Below are 17,593 nucleotides of genomic sequence, written 5' to 3'. Positions count from 1 at the left end.
GGTTGCTTTATTAGCTATTTAACGCCGGTCGTTCGCTGATGGCGATGCGCTGCGGGGCGATCTGCTCAGGCTCATGGCGGGTCAGATCGATATGCAGCAGACCGTTGGTGAAGGTCGCGCCAGAGACCTCCATGTTGTCGGCGAGGGTGAAGCTCAGGCTGAAGGCCTGGCTCACCAGCCCCTGGTGCAGCCAGGTGGTCTCTTTTTCCGGCTGCTGCGGCGTGCCTTTTACCACCAGGCGGGTGCCTTCCAGCTGAATATCCAGATCTTCCTGACGGAAACCGGCCAGCGCAAGGGTGATGCGGTAGTGGTTATCGTCGCTTTTTTCGATGTTATAGGGCGGGAAGCTCTGGCTTTCGCCGGCGGTTTGCAGGGCGCTGGCCAGTTTGTCAAAACCGATCCATTGACGCAGCAGGGGGGATAAATCGTAGTTACGCATACTGTTTTCTCCTTCTGTGAAGCGAGTGAATATCTGCGAATTGCGCGAATTCGCATATGCTCCCTGACGGCGAGCAGGTTGTTACATCAGGCCGCCACGCGGCCTGAGAGGGACAATTAGTTGATTTCGATACGGCGCGGCTTGTTCGCTTCCGGGATCACCCGTTCCAGATCGATATACAGCAGTCCGTTTACCAGGTTGGCGCCGCGGACATGAATGTTTTCCGCCAGCTGGAATTTGCGCTCGAAGTTACGCTCGGCGATCCCCTGATACAGGTAGGTCCGCTCTTTCTGCTCGGCAGCGTGGGCGCCTTTGACGATCAGCAGATTGTCCTGGGCGGTGATCTCCAGCTCGCTTTCAGCAAAGCCAGCCACCGCGATAGCGATGCGATAGTGGTTTTCGTCTACCAGCTCGACGTTATACGGAGGGTAGCCGCCATTGCTCTGGCTTTGATTGTTTTCCAGCAGGTTAAACAGGCGGTCGAAACCAATGGCTGAACGATAAAGCGGGGAGAGATCGAAGTTACGCATAATAAATAGCTCCTGAAAATCAGCGAGAATCAAATGACCTTCCATCGTGGACAGGCCGCGGTAATCCGGAATACCCCTCAGGCGTATTCTCAGTGGGTTACACCTATAAAATGGGTTTCTCCCCGTGCTTTTCAAGGGATTGAGGGCGTTTTTTTTTGCAGTTTGCCGATGATTGCTTAGACTGGGGGGAGGAGCACAAAAAGCAAAGTGCGATGCCCACCACAGTGCGGCGCAATAACGCTATGCATTCACGGGATGGCCCGATATAACCGCTAAAAGGTTATCTCAACGCCCGAAACGACGATGGAAGAACAATGAAAAGCAGACGACTGTTAAAGCTGGTCCTGTTCAGCGGGATAATAAGCCTGAGCGGTTGCTCCAGCGTAATGTCACATACCGGTGGCAAAGAGGGAACCTATCCGGGCACGCGATCCAGTGCGCAAACGCTGGGGGACAACAATACCAACTGGGGTGTGAAATCGCTGGTGGCGCTGGACATGCCGTTCACCGCCGTCATGGATACCCTGCTGCTGCCGTGGGATATGTTCCGCACCGACAGCTCAATCAAATCTCGGGTCGAAAAGAGCGAGAAGGCCACGCTGGCGACCAACTCGGTGATCCCGCCAGCGCCGATGCCTGCCCAGTAAGTTATCGCCCGGTCTGCGTGACCCACAGCTGGCGATAACCGTCCACCTCCTCCATCCAGGCAATCTGTTTACCGTCTGGCGAAAAGACGATCGCGTCCGCCGAGGGCGCATGAGCATGCGCCTCGGTTAAAAAGGTGATATCGCCTGTGCCGGCATGACAGCAGGCAATCCGCCCCTCCAGTACAAAGCCCAGCCACTCTCCCGACGGATGCCAGTTAAACGCCGACTGGATACCCGACGTGTGATGCGTCAACTGCCGCGGCTCGCCCCCCTGTGGGGAAATCAGCCACAGCTGCACCACACCGGCGTCGTCGCGCATCAGGAAGGCGATGCTCGTAGCCTGTGGATTGGCGCGCACCCAGTGACGTGGAATATTCACCAGCCCCGGATAACGGCGATGGTGGGTGAAGGTCAAACGACGCTGACTGACGCCCGCCGGCGGCGCGGGCATCGTGGTTGCGGTACCGGCCAGCGGCTCCCCGCCGGGCTGCTTCCAGCTGGCTTCATCCTGCGGCAGATCGACAATAAACAGCTCCGGGACTTTGTCGCCGTTTTCCGCCAGCGTATCGCCAATAAACGCCAGCGCATGGTTCCCCACCCAGCCCTCTTCATAGGCGCGATTAATCTCATCGCTGCCCGGCGCGGGAGTCGGCGTCGTGCGGCTCACCAGCACGCACCAGTGGCTGCCGCCGTATTCGCGCGGATGGTGGCCCGGCGGCGTCACGGGTCCATACGGCGCGGCCACGCCGACGTTGCGCAGATCCAGCGCCGGGTCGCGCTCGTGCAGCACATGATCGTTGTAGGTAAAACTGACCAGCTGGCCGTTGGGGCTATAGACATGGACGTGGCTGCCGCCGCGCAGCGCCCCGGGGGTGTAAGGGGCAGTGATGTCCATGGCGTCCAGATTCTCGACGGTATCCTGAAAGGCCACCACCCCGCGGCGGTGATGAAAATCATACTGCCATTGCGCATCCGGCCGCTCGGGGCCGTGAATGAACACGTAGCGCTCCTGGGTTGGATGCACGGTCACCACGCCCACGTGCGCGCCTTGCGTGGCACGATAAATGGTCTCCACCGCGCCGCTGTTTACGTTCACTCGCTCAATGGTCTCGCCGGTGAACGACGCACCGGACGGGCGGACGTCGAACACCAGCCACTGGCTGTCGGGGGTCCAGGTACGGGTATTGGTGAGCTGGTGGTTACGAGGGGCAAAGGTAACTTGTTTCATGGTGTGCTGACCGGGCCGATATTAGAGTGGCCTTAGCATACCGCAATCCGCAGCGGGTTTAATGCCCGGCGACAAGCTTAAAACGCTTCGCCGACCTGGAAGTAAAAGCCGCTGCTGCCTTTGCCGATACCGTAGTCGAGGCGAACGTTAACGCGAGGTTTGAATTCAAAGCGGTAGCCGACGCCCGCCGAAGGCAGCCAGCGTCCGTCATTCAGGGAATCCATGGATGGCCCCATGGTTCCCGCCCCGGCCCAGGCCACAATCCCGTGTCGCCAGGTGAGCTGCCGGCGGTATTCCAGTTGGCTGCTAACGACGTTTTTGTCGCGATAACGCCCCTGATAGTAGCCGCGCATCCGCTCATCACTGCCCAGCAGGGGCATCATGCTCCACGGCACATCGCCCTGGGTGAAAGCGCCATCGGCCTCCCAGGCGAGGACGCTTTTCTCGCTGAGGGCATGATAATGGCTATAGTGCAGCTGAAATTCGTCAAAGCGGGTATCGCTGCCTAAGCCGGGCGCATAGTGGGTGTAACGGAAGTTGGCATACTGACCCCGGCGCGGATTGGGGACGAAGTCGCGATCGTCCCAGTTGAGCGCGACGCTGGCGCCCGAGCTGAATACCGACGGCCCCTGCGGGGTATTTTCAATTTTCGGCAGATCGTTATGGTCCATCTCATCGGCATTCTGCGCCGCCAGCGACCATCCGGCGCCGAGATAAACATTGTCGATAAGCTGCCGGTAGACCGTCGGGCGCAGGGTCAGCACCTGGGCGGTATATTTCTCTTTTTCGTTGTCTTTATCACCGGCATGAAAGCCTTGTCCCCAGAAATACGTCGGGGTGTTGGCCATCGATCCATCAACAAAAATTCGCCATCGGTCGTGGTCAAAAAAAGCGTAGTTTTTCACGCTAAGGCCGAAGGCGCCGGTGGAGCTGGCGTAGCCGCTGAGCGTCAGCGTGGAATTCTGGCTGGTGGTATCCTGCGGATCGGGACGGTAGAGACCGACGACGGCAGTGCCGATGCCCAGCCCCAGCTCCGGCGTATAGAACGGACCGGGCATCACGCCCCAGTCAATGCCTTTGCTGGCGTCGAATTCATCGCTGGCGCCGAGATGCTGCAGCCAGCCGTCGATTTGCTCGCGGCTGATGGCCTGCGCCTGGACCGGCGCGCATAGCGCCCATGTCAGAAGCAACAGAACAGGGTTAAGCGGTCGGCTCAAAAGCGATACTCGCCTGAGATAAAGAAGCTGTTACGCTCGGCAAAACCAAACTCCGTGGTGATATTAAAATTCTGCGTCAGCTCATACTGCGCTCCCACCAGCACGTTCCACGGCGACTGCAGATGCTGTTTCACATCAAAGCGGCCATGATTGTCCTGGTTGGCCAGGTTGACCATGTTTTGCAGCATCGGCGACGGCATCGAGAGATCGTTAAGGCTACCCTTAAACTCTTGCTGCACGTCCTGATACATGCTGCCGGCCCATAGATTCAGCTTTCCGGCCGGGAGATGTAGCGCATCGACCGATGGCGTATTGAAACGATAGCCTACGCGAGGCGAAAAGGTAAACGCATCGATGCTGCCGTCGAGGATATCAAAGCGCGTCTGGGTGTAGTTAGCGTCCAGTACGGTAAACCAGTTGCCGATGCCGCCCACCAGCGTGGTGCCCATCCCATAGGTGGTGCCTTTAAAATCGAGGCGAAAGTCGAGGTCCTGCATCCCCGGCATCGGCACCACTTTGCCGTTCGGCCCCTTCAGCCCGACGGCAATCTGCGAAATGGAGTGCCCCTCGGTGTGTCCGACGAGACCATAAACATTCATAAACGGCAGCAGCCAGGCATCCAGCTTGAGCGTCTCGGTTTTGCTGCTTTCCCGCGTATTACCGACGCCAATCTGGAAGGCGTTGTCCAGCGAGACCGGCCCATTTCCGAAAATGTGCTTCACGGCGCGTTTGCAAACAGGATCCTTACCGCAATCGATATTGCGGCCGTCCAGCGACAGGCCAGTGAAGCTAATGCTGTCGACATTAATATTCTGCCGCATATCCATATAGTTAATGCTGACGCCAAACGGCAGCGGCAGGACGTAGCCACGCTTTCTGGCCTCGTCGCCTAGCAAAGGGAGTAGCGAAGACGATGCTGTCGCCGCAGGCTGGCGACTTTCTGGCGCCGGCAGATCCGCGGGCTCGGCGCCGTGATAGGCATACGCTGGTTCGAGCGGCGTCGTTGGTTCCGCGGCCGCGCAGATCTGAACAGAGGCGAATGGCAGCGTAACCAACATCAAATAATGGCGTTTATTCATGAAAAATCTGATGTTAGTTCTGAATTGCAAAAAAAGAGGGCGGGTAGCTTATAGAATCCCCTGTGCGGAATAAGGGATTTAAATGCGGATTAACATCTGTTCATGAAAAAAGAGAAGACAGGCCCGACGAACGCCGGACCTGAAGGAAGCTTACGCTAAAACGTATTTTTCAATAGCGAAGGCGACGCCATCATCGAGGTTCGATTTGGTAATGAAGTTCGCCGCTTCTTTGACCGCCGGAATGGCGTTATCCATCGCCACGCCGACGCCGGCAAATTCAATCATCGCGATATCATTTTCCTGATCGCCAATCGCCATAATCTCTTCCGGTTTGATACCCAGCGCATCGGCCAGCGACTTCACGCCGGTGCCTTTATTGACGCGTTTATCCAGTATTTCGAGGAAGTAAGGCGCGCTTTTCAGCACGGTGTACTTTTCTTTCACTTCCGCCGGGATACGGGCGATGGCCTTGTCGAGGATCGCCGGCTCATCGATCATCATTACCTTCAGCAGCTGGATCTCAGGGTCCATCTTTTCCGCTTCGCAGAACACCAGCGGGATGGTCGCCACATAGGATTCATGCACGGTGTAGTAGCTGATATCGCGATTCGCGGTATACAGCGTATTGCGATCGAGCGCGTGGAAGTGGGAGCCGACTTCGCGGGAGAGCTGTTCGAGGAAGCGATAGTCGTCATAGCTCAGCGCGGTTTGTGCGACGGTGCTGCCGTCCCCGGCTTTCTGCACCAGCGCGCCATTGTAGGTGATGCAGTAATCACCCGGCTGCTCCATATGCAGCTCTTTCAGATAGCTGTGGACACCCGCGTAAGGGCGGCCAGTGGTCAGCACCACGTTCACCCCTTTTTCACGGGCGGCGGCAATGGCGTTTTTAACGGCGGGAGAGATAGTGTGATCGGGCAGCAGCAGCGTGCCGTCCATATCAATTGCAATCAGTTTAATAGCCATAGGATCCCCGGGTAAGATGAGTCTTCCCTCATGCTAACGCGATTCCGCTCAAAAAACAGTAAAAGTGTCGGCCAGAAAGGGGGATGGAACCGCAGCAGAGGATTCCCCTTTTACTGGCAAAGAAAAGCCCGGTCGCGCTATGCGACCGGGCTCAGACATTCCGTTACCCCGGTCAAACTCGCGCCGGGGGAACACACGGCTTAGATATCGATATTCGCCGCTTTCAGGGCGTTCTCTTCGATAAACGCGCGACGTGGTTCAACCGCATCACCCATCAGGGTAGTGAACAGCTGGTCGGCTGCAATCGCGTCCTTGACGGTCACGCGCAGCATACGGCGGCTGTCCGGATCCATGGTGGTCTCCCACAGCTGATCCGGGTTCATCTCGCCCAGACCTTTATAGCGCTGGATAGAGAGGCCGCGACGGGACTCTTTCACCAGCCAGTCCAGAGCCTGCTCAAAGCTGGCTACCGGCTGACGGCGTTCGCCGCGCTCGATGTAAGCATCTTCTTCCATCAGGCCGCGCAGTTTCTCGCCCAGGGTACAGATACGGCGATATTCCGGCCCCATAATGAACTCATTATCCAGCGGATAGTCGGTATCCACGCCGTGGGTACGAACGCGAATAACCGGTTCAAAATGCTGCAGCTCTTTGTTCTCATGGAGATCAAATTTCCACTGGCTGCCGTGCTGCTCTTTCTCATTCAGCTCGGAGACCAGAGTGTTCACCCAGCGGGTCACCTTCTGTTCGTCCGCCAGATCGGCCTCGGTCAGGGTCGGCTGATAGATAAGCTCTTTCAGCAGCGCTTTCGGGAAGCGGCGCTCCATGCGGCCAATCATTTTCTGAGTGGCGTTAAACTCAGCAACCAGTTTTTCCAGCGGTTCGCCCGCCAGCGCTGGCGCATTGGCGTTGGTATGCAGGGTGGCGCCGTCGAGGGCGATGGCAATCTGATACTGATCCATCGCTTCGTCGTCTTTAATATACTGTTCCTGCTTGCCTTTCTTCACTTTGTACAGCGGCGGCTGAGCAATATAGACATGGCCGCGCTCGACGATCTCCGGCATCTGACGATAGAAGAAGGTCAACAGCAGGGTACGAATGTGCGAGCCGTCGACGTCCGCATCGGTCATGATGATGATGCTGTGATAGCGCAGTTTGTCCGGGTTGTACTCATCGCGGCCGATGCCGCAGCCCAGAGCGGTGATCAGCGTGGCCACTTCCTGGGAAGAGAGCATCTTGTCGAAGCGGGCTTTCTCAACGTTGAGGATTTTGCCCTTCAGCGGCAGGATCGCCTGATTCTTGCGGTTACGCCCCTGCTTCGCAGAGCCGCCCGCGGAGTCCCCTTCCACCAGGTACAGTTCGGAGAGCGCCGGGTCGCGTTCCTGGCAGTCCGCCAGTTTGCCCGGCAGGCCAGCCAGATCCAGCGCGCCTTTACGGCGGGTCATCTCACGGGCACGACGCGCGGCTTCGCGCGCGCGCGCGGCGTCAATAATTTTGCCGACCACGATTTTCGCATCGGACGGATTTTCCAGCAGGTATTCGCTCAGCAGTTCGTTCATCTGCTGCTCAACCGCCGATTTCACCTCGGAGGAGACCAGCTTGTCTTTGGTCTGCGAGGAGAACTTCGGATCCGGCACTTTCACCGATACCACGGCAATCAGGCCTTCACGGGCGTCGTCGCCGGTGGCGCTGACTTTCGCTTTTTTGCTGTAGCCCTCTTTGTCCATGTAGGCGTTGAGGGTACGGGTCATCGCCGCGCGGAAGCCGGCAAGGTGAGTCCCCCCGTCACGCTGCGGAATGTTGTTGGTAAAGCAGTAAATGTTTTCCTGGAAGCCGTCGTTCCACTGCAGGGCCACTTCCACGCCGATACCGTCTTTTTCAGTAGAGAAATAGAAGATATTCGGGTGGATCGGCGTTTTGTTCTTGTTGAGATACTCAACGAACGCCTTGATGCCGCCTTCGTAGTGGAAATGATCTTCTTTGCCGTCGCGCTTATCGCGCAGGCGGATAGAGACTCCGGAGTTCAGGAACGACAGTTCGCGCAGGCGTTTCGCCAGGATATCGTATTCAAACTCGGTGACGTTGGTGAAGGTTTCCAGGCTCGGCCAGAAACGCACCATGGTGCCGGTTTTGTCGGTCTCGCCGGTCACGGCCAGCGGCGCCTGCGGCACACCGTGCTCATACATCTGCTTGTGCACTTTGTTATCGCGCTGGATAACCAGCTCCAGCTTCTGCGACAGGGCGTTAACCACCGAGACGCCCACGCCGTGCAGACCGCCGGAGACTTTATAGGAGTTATCATCGAATTTACCGCCAGCGTGCAGGACGGTCATGATAACTTCCGCTGCGGAGACGCCCTCTTCCGGGTGAATGCCGGTCGGGATGCCGCGACCGTCATCCTGGACGGAGACGGAGTTATCGCTGTGGATGGTCACCACGATATCTTTGCAGTAACCCGCGAGCGCTTCGTCGATAGCGTTATCCACAACCTCGAATACCATGTGGTGCAGACCGGTGCCGTCATCCGTGTCGCCGATATACATACCCGGGCGCTTACGCACCGCATCCAGCCCTTTCAGGACTTTGATACTGGAGGAGTCATAAGAATTCGACATCAACGTTTCTCGCTCATTTAATCTTGGGTTAATCCGTTATTTTACCTTTTTCCACGCGGAACATCTTCGAATTTTTGTCCGACATGTCCATAACGTGCTCAGCGCTGATGGCGCTGACGAAAACCTGCGACTGCGTCGCTTTCAGGCGACTGGATAACAGACCGCGGCGGGCATCATCGAGTTCCGAGGCAAAATCATCTATCAGGTACAGGCAGCGCCGCCCGCTGACGCGGGTGAGGAACTCGCCCTGCGCCAGACGCAGGGCGCACATCAGCAGCTTAAGCTGCCCGCGCGACAAGGTATCTTCCACCGGCGCCCCGTCGGCGCGAATACGGAAATCCGCTTTATGCGGGCCGTGGGCGGTATAGGTTAACATTCTGTCACGCTCGAAATTCCGCTCCAGCACTTCAGCGTAGTCGGTCTCTTTTTCCCAGCCGCGCTGGAAGGAGAAGGAGAGCGAGAATTCCGGTAAAAATTGCTGACAGGTATCCGCCATGTCTTCGACGATAGCGGCGCTGTATTCGGCACGCCAGCGGCTGATCTGCTCCGCCAGCGGGATTAATTCCAGATCCCATGGCCGCAGCTGGGCATAACGGCTGACCTGACGCAACGCGGCGTTGCGCTGCTTGACCAGGCGCTTCAGGTTGCTCCAGGCGGTGAAGAATCCGGCTTCGTTATGAAAGCATCCCCAGTCAAGGAATGCTCTTCTGTATTTGGGGCCGCCGTTGAGTAAAGTAAACCCCTCCGGCGTAATCAGCTGCATCGGCATCAGGTGCGCCAGCTCCGCCACTTTGTGGCCGTCGGTGCCGTCAATACGCACCTTGCTGTCGCCCTGTTTGTCTTTGGTCAGGCCGATGGCGGTTTCCCGCTCTTCGCCCTGCAGACGGCCATGCAGAACAAAGGCCTCCTGCTCGTGGCGGATCACCCGGCCAATTTGCAAACTGCGAAACGCCCGGCCATGGCCAAGCGTGTAGATGGCTTCCAGCACGCTGGTTTTGCCGCTGCCGTTCGCGCCAACCAGGAAGTTAAAGCCGGGAGATAAAGCGAGATCCGCATGTTCAATATTGCGGAAGTCTTTGATTAGCAGTCGGGATAGCGACATATCAGCTCATCATCATTCAAGGGGCGTGGGTGTCGCAGCCAGTTCGTCTACCGCCAGCGCGCAGAAAGCGGAGCGTACACGAAGTACGTGAGCATTTCGAGCACTGCCGGAAGACGAAATGGCAAGTAAACCAGCCCCTTTACGATTCTACAGCCGCATTGGCATAACAACGTAGGCTGCGGATTGAGAAGCCGCATCCTCAATCTGCACGCTCGACACCGAATCCGTCAGCAGAATGCGCACATTCTCGCACTTCAGCGCGTTCAGCACATCCAGCACGTAGCTAACGTTGAAGCCAATCTCCATCTCCGTGCCGGCGTAGGTCACGTCCAGAATCTCTTCCGCTTCTTCCTGCTCCGGGTTATTGGCGGTGATTTTCAGCTGATTTTCGCTAACGTACAGCCGCACGCCGCGGAATTTCTCATTGGAGAGAATCGCCGCGCGGGCAAAAGCCTGCTTCAGAATATCGCAGCCCGCTTCGAGGTGTTTATCCGGATTTTTCGGCAGTACGCGGCGATAATCCGGGAAACGGCCATCAACCAGCTTCGAAGTGAAGATAAAATCGCCGACATGGGCGCGGATATTATTGCTGCCGATCTGCACGCGCAGCGGCGTATCACCGCCGTCGAGCATCCGCATCAGCTCAATCACCCCTTTACGCGGCACGATCACCGAATGGTTCGGCAGCGACGCTTCCAGCGGCATCGAACAGACCGCCAGACGGTGGCCGTCGGTTGCGACGGTGCGCAGTTCGCTGCCTTCGGTTTCGAACAGCATACCGTTTAAGTAGTAACGAACATCCTGGTGCGCCATCGAGAACTGGGTCGCTTCGATCAGACGCTTCATGGTCGCCTGCGGCAGGGTAAATTCCACCTCGCTCTGCCAGTCGTCAAGATTCGGGAAATCGGCAGCGGGCAGGGTCGACAGCGAGAAGCGGCTGCGGCCGGAACGCACCAGCATGCGATCGCCTTCCAGCTGCACCGCGATCTCCGCGCCTTCCGGCAGGCCGCGGCAGATATCAAAGAATTTACGCGCCGGAACGGTGGTGGCGCCCGCTTCGTGCGGCTGAACCAGCGCCACGCGCGCCACCATCTCCATTTCAAGATCGGTACCGGTCAGCGACAGCGCGCCGTCCGCGACCTGAAGCAGCAGGTTACCGAGAATGGGCAGCGTCGGACGACCACCTAACGGACCGCTCACCTGTTGCAGCGGTTTTAATAAATGTTCACGTTCTACGGTAAATTTCATAGCGTCACGAGGATAATGTTCTGATTAAATTGGAAAAATCTTCTTTAATGTCGTGGCTTTCTTCACGCAGCTGCTCAATCTTGCGGCAGGCGTGCAGCACGGTGGTATGGTCGCGGCCGCCAAACGCATCGCCGATTTCCGGCAGGCTGTGGTTGGTCAGCTCTTTGGCCAGCGCCATCGCCATCTGGCGAGGACGCGCCACCGAACGGGAGCGGCGTTTGGACAGCAGGTCCGCTACCTTAATCTTGTAGTACTCCGCCACCGTCTTTTGAATATTGTCGATGGTGACCAGTTTTTCCTGCAGCGCCAGCAGATCGCGCAGCGCTTCGCGCACGAAATCGATAGTGATCGCCCGGCCGGTGAAATTGGCGTTGGCGATAACGCGGTTCAGCGCCCCCTCCAGTTCACGCACGTTTGAGCGCAGGCGCTTGGCAATAAAGAACGCCACTTCGCCCGGCAGGCGGATGTCGTTCTCATCGGCTTTTTTCATCAGGATCGCGACGCGGGTTTCCAGCTCCGGCGGCTCGATCGCCACCGTCAGCCCCCAGCCGAAGCGGGATTTCAGACGATCTTCAACGCCGTTGATCTCTTTGGGATAACGATCCGAAGTCAAAATGATCTGCTGATTACCTTCCAGCAAGGCGTTGAAGGTGTGGAAAAACTCTTCCTGGGATCGCTCTTTATTAGCGAAGAACTGAATGTCATCGATCAGCAGGGCGTCAACGGATCGGTAGTAGCGCTTAAACTCTTCGATGGCGTTGTTCTGCAGCGCTTTAACCATGTCCTGAACGAAACGCTCCGAGTGCATATAGACCACTTTGGCGTTCGGTTTACGCGCCACGATACCGTTCCCCACCGCGTGCAGCAGGTGGGTTTTACCCAGACCCGTTCCGCCGTAGAGGAACAGGGGGTTATAGGCGCCGCCCGGGTTATCCGCCACCTGACGCGCCGCCGCGCGGGCCAGCTGGTTAGATTTACCTTCGACGAAGTTATCAAACGTGTGTTTCACGTTAACGTTAGAACGGTAGGTCGGCTCCGCCGGCGCCGGGACATTATCCCAGCCAGGGCGCACGATCGTCGGCGCCACGCGCGCGGTCTGCACCTGCGCCGCCGGGATAGTCGCTGCGGCCGGGCTTACCGCCCCTTTCTGCAGCGAGCTGGCGGGCTTAGCTCCCACCTCAAAACGCAGCTGCGGGGCGTCCGCACCGCAAAAATCATTGAGGAGTCCATTGATATTATTGAGGTATTTGTCCCTTACCCAGTCGAGCACAAAACGGTTTGGCGCATACAGTGCCAGCGTGTTATCGCTCAGTTCCGCCTGCAATGGGCGGATCCACATGCTGAATTCTGTGGCTGGTAACTCATCCTGCAATCGGGCAAGACACTGCTGCCAAAGCGAAAGTGACACGGCGGACTCCACTCGAACATAAAATCGATATCAAAGAAAAACTGAAACAATCGTGATTGTTGGCACACGTCGACAAGACCCTGCATTAGCCGAAAAGCCCCTGCACAAAAGGGGTGACGTGCGAACCGCTATCTGCGGTTATTTCCCGCTGCGGATCCGGGGATCGCGATCGGGACCGGGGATCATAGCCTAAACTGAGAAAGAGATCTTGTGTTTCTCAACAGATTCTTCCCGATTTATCCACAGGAAGGATCGAAACCGGGTAAGTGTAATCGATCCTGGGAAGAGTGAAGCACGATTTCCGCCGCATATTGGAAAAATTAATGAGCTATGCCGCTTTTGGGCGGAAACGATCTAACAAAGATCCTTCAGGATCCTTGCGCTTTACTGGCCAGGCCGTATAATCCCCCACCCGGCGCGTAATGCCCGTTTTCGTCACGCGTCTCAGCTTATTTTTTGTGCGACGAGGTGCGAGAAATAAGGAAAGAGAATTGACTCCGGAGTGTACAATTATTACAATCCGGCCTCTTTAATCACCCACGCTGAGGCGTAAGTCGTTCGAAGTTCGTTCGGGTCTACGCAAAAGTCAGTGAATTTATTCAAGTTTAGGTAGAAATCGCCATGAAACGCACTTTTCAACCGTCTGTACTGAAGCGCAACCGTTCTCACGGCTTCCGTGCTCGTATGGCTACTAAAAATGGTCGTCAGGTTCTGGCACGTCGTCGTGCTAAAGGCCGCGCTCGTCTGACCGTTTCCAAGTAATAAAGCTAACCCTGCGTGGTTAAGCTCGCATTTCCCAGGGAGTTACGCTTGTTAACTCCCAGTCATTTCACTTTCGTCTTCCAGCAGCCACAACGGGCTGGCACGCCGCAAATCACCATCCTCGGCCGCCTGAATTCGCTGGGGCATCCCCGCATCGGTCTCACCGTCGCCAAGAAAAACGTGAAACGCGCACATGAACGCAATCGGATTAAACGTCTGACGCGTGAAAGTTTTCGTTTGCGTCAACATGAACTCCCGCCAATGGATTTCGTGGTGGTGGCGAAAAGAGGGGTTGCCGACCTCGATAACCGTGCTCTCTCGGAAGCGTTGGAAAAATTATGGCGCCGCCATTGTCGCCTGGCTCGCGGGTCCTGATCGGCCTGATTCGAGTTTATCAGCGCCTGATTAGTCCGCTACTCGGGCCGCATTGCCGTTTCACCCCAACCTGTTCTCAATACGGAATTGAGGCCTTACGCAGGTTTGGAGTGATAAAAGGCAGTTGGTTGACGATGAAACGCGTATTAAAATGCCACCCTTTACACCCTGGTGGTGACGATCCCGTCCCGCCTGGACCATTTGATACCAGAGAACACTAACGATGGATTCGCAACGCAATCTTCTTATCATCGCTTTGTTGTTCGTGTCTTTCATGATCTGGCAAGCCTGGGAGCAGGACAAAAATCCGCAACCCCAGCAGCAGACCACGCAGACTACGACCACAGCAGCGGGTAGCGCCGCCGACCAGGGCGTACCGGCCAGTGGCCAGGGGAAACTGATTACGGTTAAAACTGATGTGCTTGATCTGACCATCAACACCCGCGGTGGTGATGTTGAGCAAGCGCTGCTTCCGGCTTACCCGAAAGCGCTGAAATCGACTGAACCGTTCCAGTTACTGGAAACTACGCCACAGTTTATCTACCAGGCGCAGAGCGGCTTAACCGGTCGTGACGGCCCGGATAACCCGGCTAACGGCCCGCGTCCGCTGTATAACGCTGATAAAGATGCGTATGTACTGGCTGATGGCCAGAACGAAATCGTTATTCCGCTGACCTATACCGACAAAGCCGGCAACGTCTTCACCAAGACCTTCACCCTGAAACGCGGTGATTATGCGGTGAACGTGGGTTATAGCGTGCAGAACGCCAGCGAGAAACCGCTGGAAGTCTCGACCTTCGGTCAGCTGAAGCAGACCGCCGCGCTGCCGTCCAGTCGCGATACGCAGACCGGCGGCCTGTCCACGATGCATACTTTCCGTGGCGCAGCGTTCTCCACCGCGGATTCGAAATACGAAAAATACAAATTCGATACCATCCTGGACAATGAAAACCTGAACGTCAGCACCAAAAACGGTTGGGTTGCCATGCTGCAGCAGTACTTCACCACCGCGTGGGTGCCGCAGAATAACGGGACGAATAACTTCTACACCGCCAACCTCGGCAACGGCATTGTCGCTATCGGCTATAAATCTCAGCCGGTACTGGTGCAGCCTGGTCAAACCGACAAACTGCAGAGCACGCTGTGGGTCGGCCCGGCGATTCAGGACAAAATGGCTGCCGTCGCGCCGCACCTGGATCTGACCGTCGACTACGGCTGGCTGTGGTTCATCTCCCAACCGCTGTTCAAGCTGCTGAAATTCATCCACGGCTTCCTCGGCAACTGGGGCTTCTCGATTATCGTCATCACCTTTATCGTTCGTGGCATCATGTACCCGCTGACCAAAGCGCAGTACACCTCCATGGCGAAGATGCGTATGCTGCAGCCGAAAATTCAGGCCATGCGCGAGCGTCTGGGCGACGATAAACAACGTCAAAGCCAGGAGATGATGGCGCTGTATAAAGCGGAAAAAGTGAACCCGCTGGGCGGCTGCTTCCCGCTGATTATCCAGATGCCGATCTTCCTTGCGCTGTACTACATGCTGAGCGCCTCGGTAGAACTGCGTCATGCGCCGTTTATCCTGTGGATCCACGATCTGTCTGCGCAAGACCCGTACTACATCCTGCCGATCATCATGGGCGCGACGATGTTCTTCATCCAGAAGATGTCGCCGACCACCGTGACCGACCCGATGCAGCAGAAGATCATGACTTTTATGCCGGTCATCTTCACGGTGTTCTTCCTGTGGTTCCCGTCTGGCCTGGTGGTGTACTACATCGTCAGCAACCTGGTGACCATTATCCAGCAGCAGCTGATTTACCGTGGTCTGGAGAAGCGTGGCCTGCATAGCCGCGAGAAGAAGAAATCCTGATACTCTTCATTCTTCAAGCCAACGCATCTGCGACTTGGATAATTTAGAGTAGTTACGGTAACGTTAATGCCAGAGAAGGCGGTCAATGGACCGCCTTTTTTACATCTACATAGAGAGTCACCATGAGCCATAACGACACTATCGTCGCCCAGGCAACCCCACCGGGACGCGGGGGTGTGGGCATCCTGCGTATCTCCGGCCTCAAAGCGCGCGACGTCGCGCAGGCGGTACTCGGCAAGCTGCCGAAGCCGCGCTATGCCGACTACCTGCCGTTCAACGACGTTGACGGTACGCCGCTGGATCAGGGGATTGCGCTGTGGTTCCCCGGGCCGAACTCCTTTACCGGGGAAGATGTGCTTGAGCTACAGGGCCACGGCGGCCCGGTCATTCTCGACCTGCTGCTCAAACGTATTCTGACCCTGCCGGGCCTGCGCATCGCCAGACCGGGCGAATTCTCCGAGCGCGCGTTCCTTAACGACAAGCTCGACCTGGCGCAGGCAGAGGCCATCGCCGATCTTATCGACGCCAGCTCAGAACAGGCGGCGCGCTCGGCGCTGAACTCGCTGCAGGGGGCGTTCTCCGCGCGGGTGAACCACCTTGTGGAAGCGCTCACTCACCTGCGCATCTACGTGGAAGCGGCGATTGATTTTCCGGATGAAGAAATTGATTTCCTCTCCGACGGCAAAATTGAAGCCCAGCTGAACGAGGTGATGGCCGACCTCGACGCCGTCCGCGCCGAAGCCCGTCAGGGCAGTCTGCTGCGCGAAGGGATGAAAGTGGTGATCGCCGGGCGGCCAAATGCCGGTAAATCAAGCCTGCTGAACGCCCTGGCGGGCCGCGAAGCGGCGATCGTCACCGACATTGCGGGCACCACCCGCGATGTGCTGCGCGAGCATATCCATATCGACGGCATGCCCCTGCATATCATTGATACCGCGGGCCTGCGCGACGCCAATGACGAAGTGGAGCGTATCGGCATCGAGCGCGCCTGGCAGGAGATTGCGCAGGCTGACCGGGTGCTGTTTATGGTCGATGGCACCACCACCAGCGCCGTTGACCCGGCGGAGATCTGGCCAGATTTTATCGAGCGCCTGCCCGCTAAACTGCCGATTACCGTGGTGCGCAATAAAGCCGATGTTACCGGCGAAGCGCTGGGTATCAGCGAAGTAAATGGCCACTCACTGATCCGCCTGTCGGCACGCACCGGCGAAGGCGTCGAGGTGCTGCGTAATCACCTCAAGCAGAGCATGGGCTTCGATACCAATATGGAAGGCGGCTTCCTCGCCCGCCGTCGCCATCTGCAGGCGCTGGAAGAGGCGGCGAACCATCTGCAGCAGGGCAAAGCCCAGCTGCTGGGCGCCTGGGCCGGCGAGCTGCTGGCGGAAGAGCTGCGTCTCGCGCAGCAGGCGCTGAGCGAGATCACCGGGGAGTTCACCTCCGACGACCTGCTGGGCCGCATCTTCTCCAGCTTCTGTATCGGCAAATAACGTTTAGTCCGTAAACGTTCACTCACCCGCATTAGCGCCGCGTTAATGCGGGTTTTTTCTTGCCCTTTGCGGCGCAACGTTCTCTACTTTTATCTCCCCTTAACCACGAGACTAAAGCATGACCGTTGAATATACCGTGATCGAGAAGGTGCCCTCCGCCGAAGCGTTTTGCCACCTGCGGCTGGTAGCGGGCATGTCGCCGCGCCCCGTAGAAGGCGCCAGAACCGGGCTGCCGCAAAGTTGTTATGGCGTACATATCCTATGGCAGGAGACGCCGATCGCCATGGGGCGCATCGTCGGCGACGGCGCGATTAATTTCGACATTGTCGACGTCGCCGTCGATCCGGCTCACCAGGGAAAGGGCCTTGGCCGGCTGGTGATGGAGAAACTGGTCGCCTGGCTGGATGCGAACGCCTTTGACGGCGCCTACGTTACGCTGGTGGCGGATGTTCCGGAGCTGTACGCGAAGTTTGGCTTCGAAAGCGTTCGGCCGGAAAGCGAAGGGATGGCCCGCGTCTGGCGACGCCGGGGCCGCTAGTTCGCGTTTCCTGCCAGGAAAATAGCGTTGTCCAAATGGCAACTCGTCTTGCGGAGCGTATCTCACTATGCTGAACGCCATTCAC

General features: G+C 57.3%; 17 protein-coding genes and 1 other annotated feature. Of the genes, 7 read left to right on the top strand and 10 right to left on the bottom strand.

Features of this window, described 5'->3' with window-relative positions; translation table 11 throughout:
- Positions 1 to 10: 10 nt before the first annotated feature.
- Together ibpB and ibpA are read right to left on the bottom strand one after the other, a co-directional pair.
- Positions 11 to 439 carry a small heat shock chaperone IbpB gene (ibpB, locus tag MKR05_RS11835; RefSeq protein ID WP_023291450.1) on the bottom strand — a complete coding sequence of 143 codons (429 nt, stop codon included), beginning with the start codon at positions 437 to 439 and terminating at the stop codon, positions 11 to 13.
- Positions 440 to 555: 116 nt separating this feature from the next.
- On the bottom strand, positions 556 to 969 hold the full coding sequence (gene ibpA, locus MKR05_RS11830; protein WP_004151523.1) for a small heat shock chaperone IbpA: 414 nt from the start codon (positions 967 to 969) through the stop codon (positions 556 to 558).
- Positions 963 to 1,038, bottom strand: a sequence feature (ROSE (Repression Of Heat Shock gene Expression) occurs in the 5'-region of heat shock genes and acts as an RNA thermometer to modulate expression.). It overlaps the preceding gene by 7 nt.
- Positions 1,039 to 1,283: 245 nt before the next feature.
- Here ibpA and MKR05_RS11825 point away from each other — a divergent pair.
- Positions 1,284 to 1,616, top strand: coding sequence for a YceK/YidQ family lipoprotein (locus MKR05_RS11825; protein WP_023291451.1), 333 nt, complete (start codon positions 1,284 to 1,286; stop codon positions 1,614 to 1,616).
- 1 nt (position 1,617) lies between these two features.
- Here the strand turns inward: MKR05_RS11825 and MKR05_RS11820 are convergent, their stop codons facing one another.
- The 8 genes from MKR05_RS11820 to dnaA all read right to left on the bottom strand — a co-directional run bounded on the left by MKR05_RS11820 (position 1,618) and on the right by dnaA (position 12,476).
- Positions 1,618 to 2,844 (bottom strand): DUF3748 domain-containing protein, encoded by a 1,227-nt coding sequence (locus MKR05_RS11820; RefSeq protein ID WP_110244066.1) that lies wholly within the window; start codon positions 2,842 to 2,844, stop codon positions 1,618 to 1,620.
- Positions 2,845 to 2,921: 77 nt separating this feature from the next.
- Positions 2,922 to 4,037 carry a BamA/TamA family outer membrane protein gene (locus MKR05_RS11815; RefSeq protein WP_162543142.1) on the bottom strand — a complete coding sequence of 372 codons (1,116 nt, stop codon included), beginning with the start codon at positions 4,035 to 4,037 and terminating at the stop codon, positions 2,922 to 2,924.
- A gap of 20 nt (positions 4,038 to 4,057) precedes the next feature.
- On the bottom strand, positions 4,058 to 5,140 hold the full coding sequence (locus MKR05_RS11810; protein WP_101989634.1) for a hypothetical protein: 1,083 nt from the start codon (positions 5,138 to 5,140) through the stop codon (positions 4,058 to 4,060).
- Between the two features lie 150 nt (positions 5,141 to 5,290).
- Positions 5,291 to 6,103, bottom strand: a complete 813-nt coding sequence (gene yidA / locus MKR05_RS11805; protein ID WP_023291455.1) for a sugar-phosphatase — start codon at positions 6,101 to 6,103, stop codon at positions 5,291 to 5,293.
- A 200-nt stretch (positions 6,104 to 6,303) separates the two neighbouring features.
- Positions 6,304 to 8,718 (bottom strand): DNA topoisomerase (ATP-hydrolyzing) subunit B, encoded by a 2,415-nt coding sequence (gyrB, locus tag MKR05_RS11800; RefSeq protein ID WP_004202281.1) that lies wholly within the window; start codon positions 8,716 to 8,718, stop codon positions 6,304 to 6,306.
- 28 nt (positions 8,719 to 8,746) lie between these two features.
- Positions 8,747 to 9,820 carry a DNA replication/repair protein RecF gene (gene recF, locus MKR05_RS11795; protein WP_032454434.1) on the bottom strand — a complete coding sequence of 358 codons (1,074 nt, stop codon included), beginning with the start codon at positions 9,818 to 9,820 and terminating at the stop codon, positions 8,747 to 8,749.
- A 147-nt stretch (positions 9,821 to 9,967) separates the two neighbouring features.
- Positions 9,968 to 11,068, bottom strand: a complete 1,101-nt coding sequence (gene dnaN, locus MKR05_RS11790) for a DNA polymerase III subunit beta (protein WP_004145090.1) — start codon at positions 11,066 to 11,068, stop codon at positions 9,968 to 9,970.
- Positions 11,069 to 11,072: 4 nt separating this feature from the next.
- Complete coding sequence (gene dnaA / locus MKR05_RS11785; protein ID WP_017899658.1) at positions 11,073 to 12,476, bottom strand: chromosomal replication initiator protein DnaA; 1,404 nt, start codon at positions 12,474 to 12,476, stop codon at positions 11,073 to 11,075.
- Between the two features lie 621 nt (positions 12,477 to 13,097).
- On the opposite strand from dnaA, the gene rpmH reads away from it, so the two are divergent.
- The 6 genes from rpmH (at position 13,098) to MKR05_RS11755 (ending at position 17,508) form a co-directional block, all read left to right on the top strand.
- On the top strand, positions 13,098 to 13,238 hold the full coding sequence (gene rpmH / locus MKR05_RS11780) for a 50S ribosomal protein L34 (protein WP_000831330.1): 141 nt from the start codon (positions 13,098 to 13,100) through the stop codon (positions 13,236 to 13,238).
- 15 nt (positions 13,239 to 13,253) lie between these two features.
- The gene (gene rnpA / locus MKR05_RS11775; protein WP_004151535.1) at positions 13,254 to 13,613 is read left to right on the top strand and encodes a ribonuclease P protein component; all 360 of its coding nucleotides are present in this window, start codon (positions 13,254 to 13,256) and stop codon (positions 13,611 to 13,613) included.
- Positions 13,577 to 13,834: a membrane protein insertion efficiency factor YidD gene (gene yidD, locus MKR05_RS11770; RefSeq protein WP_004151536.1), complete on the top strand. Its 258-nt coding sequence runs from the start codon at positions 13,577 to 13,579 to the stop codon at positions 13,832 to 13,834. The genes rnpA and yidD overlap by 37 nt, the downstream gene beginning before the upstream one ends.
- Positions 13,835 to 13,836: 2 nt before the next feature.
- Positions 13,837 to 15,483 (top strand): membrane protein insertase YidC, encoded by a 1,647-nt coding sequence (gene yidC, locus MKR05_RS11765; RefSeq protein ID WP_023291460.1) that lies wholly within the window; start codon positions 13,837 to 13,839, stop codon positions 15,481 to 15,483.
- Between the two features lie 122 nt (positions 15,484 to 15,605).
- Entirely contained in the window at positions 15,606 to 16,970 is a 1,365-nt protein-coding gene (mnmE, locus tag MKR05_RS11760) for a tRNA uridine-5-carboxymethylaminomethyl(34) synthesis GTPase MnmE (RefSeq protein WP_021313053.1), read from the top strand.
- A gap of 118 nt (positions 16,971 to 17,088) precedes the next feature.
- The gene (locus MKR05_RS11755; protein WP_087824455.1) at positions 17,089 to 17,508 is read left to right on the top strand and encodes a GNAT family N-acetyltransferase; all 420 of its coding nucleotides are present in this window, start codon (positions 17,089 to 17,091) and stop codon (positions 17,506 to 17,508) included.
- Positions 17,509 to 17,593: the final 85 nt, after the last annotated feature.

Source organism: Klebsiella sp. K5-204 (assembly GCF_030128585.1).
In the GTDB taxonomy this organism is placed as follows: Bacteria; Pseudomonadota; Gammaproteobacteria; order Enterobacterales; family Enterobacteriaceae; genus Klebsiella; species Klebsiella quasipneumoniae.
This window is presented reverse-complemented; position numbering and strand designations above follow the sequence as displayed.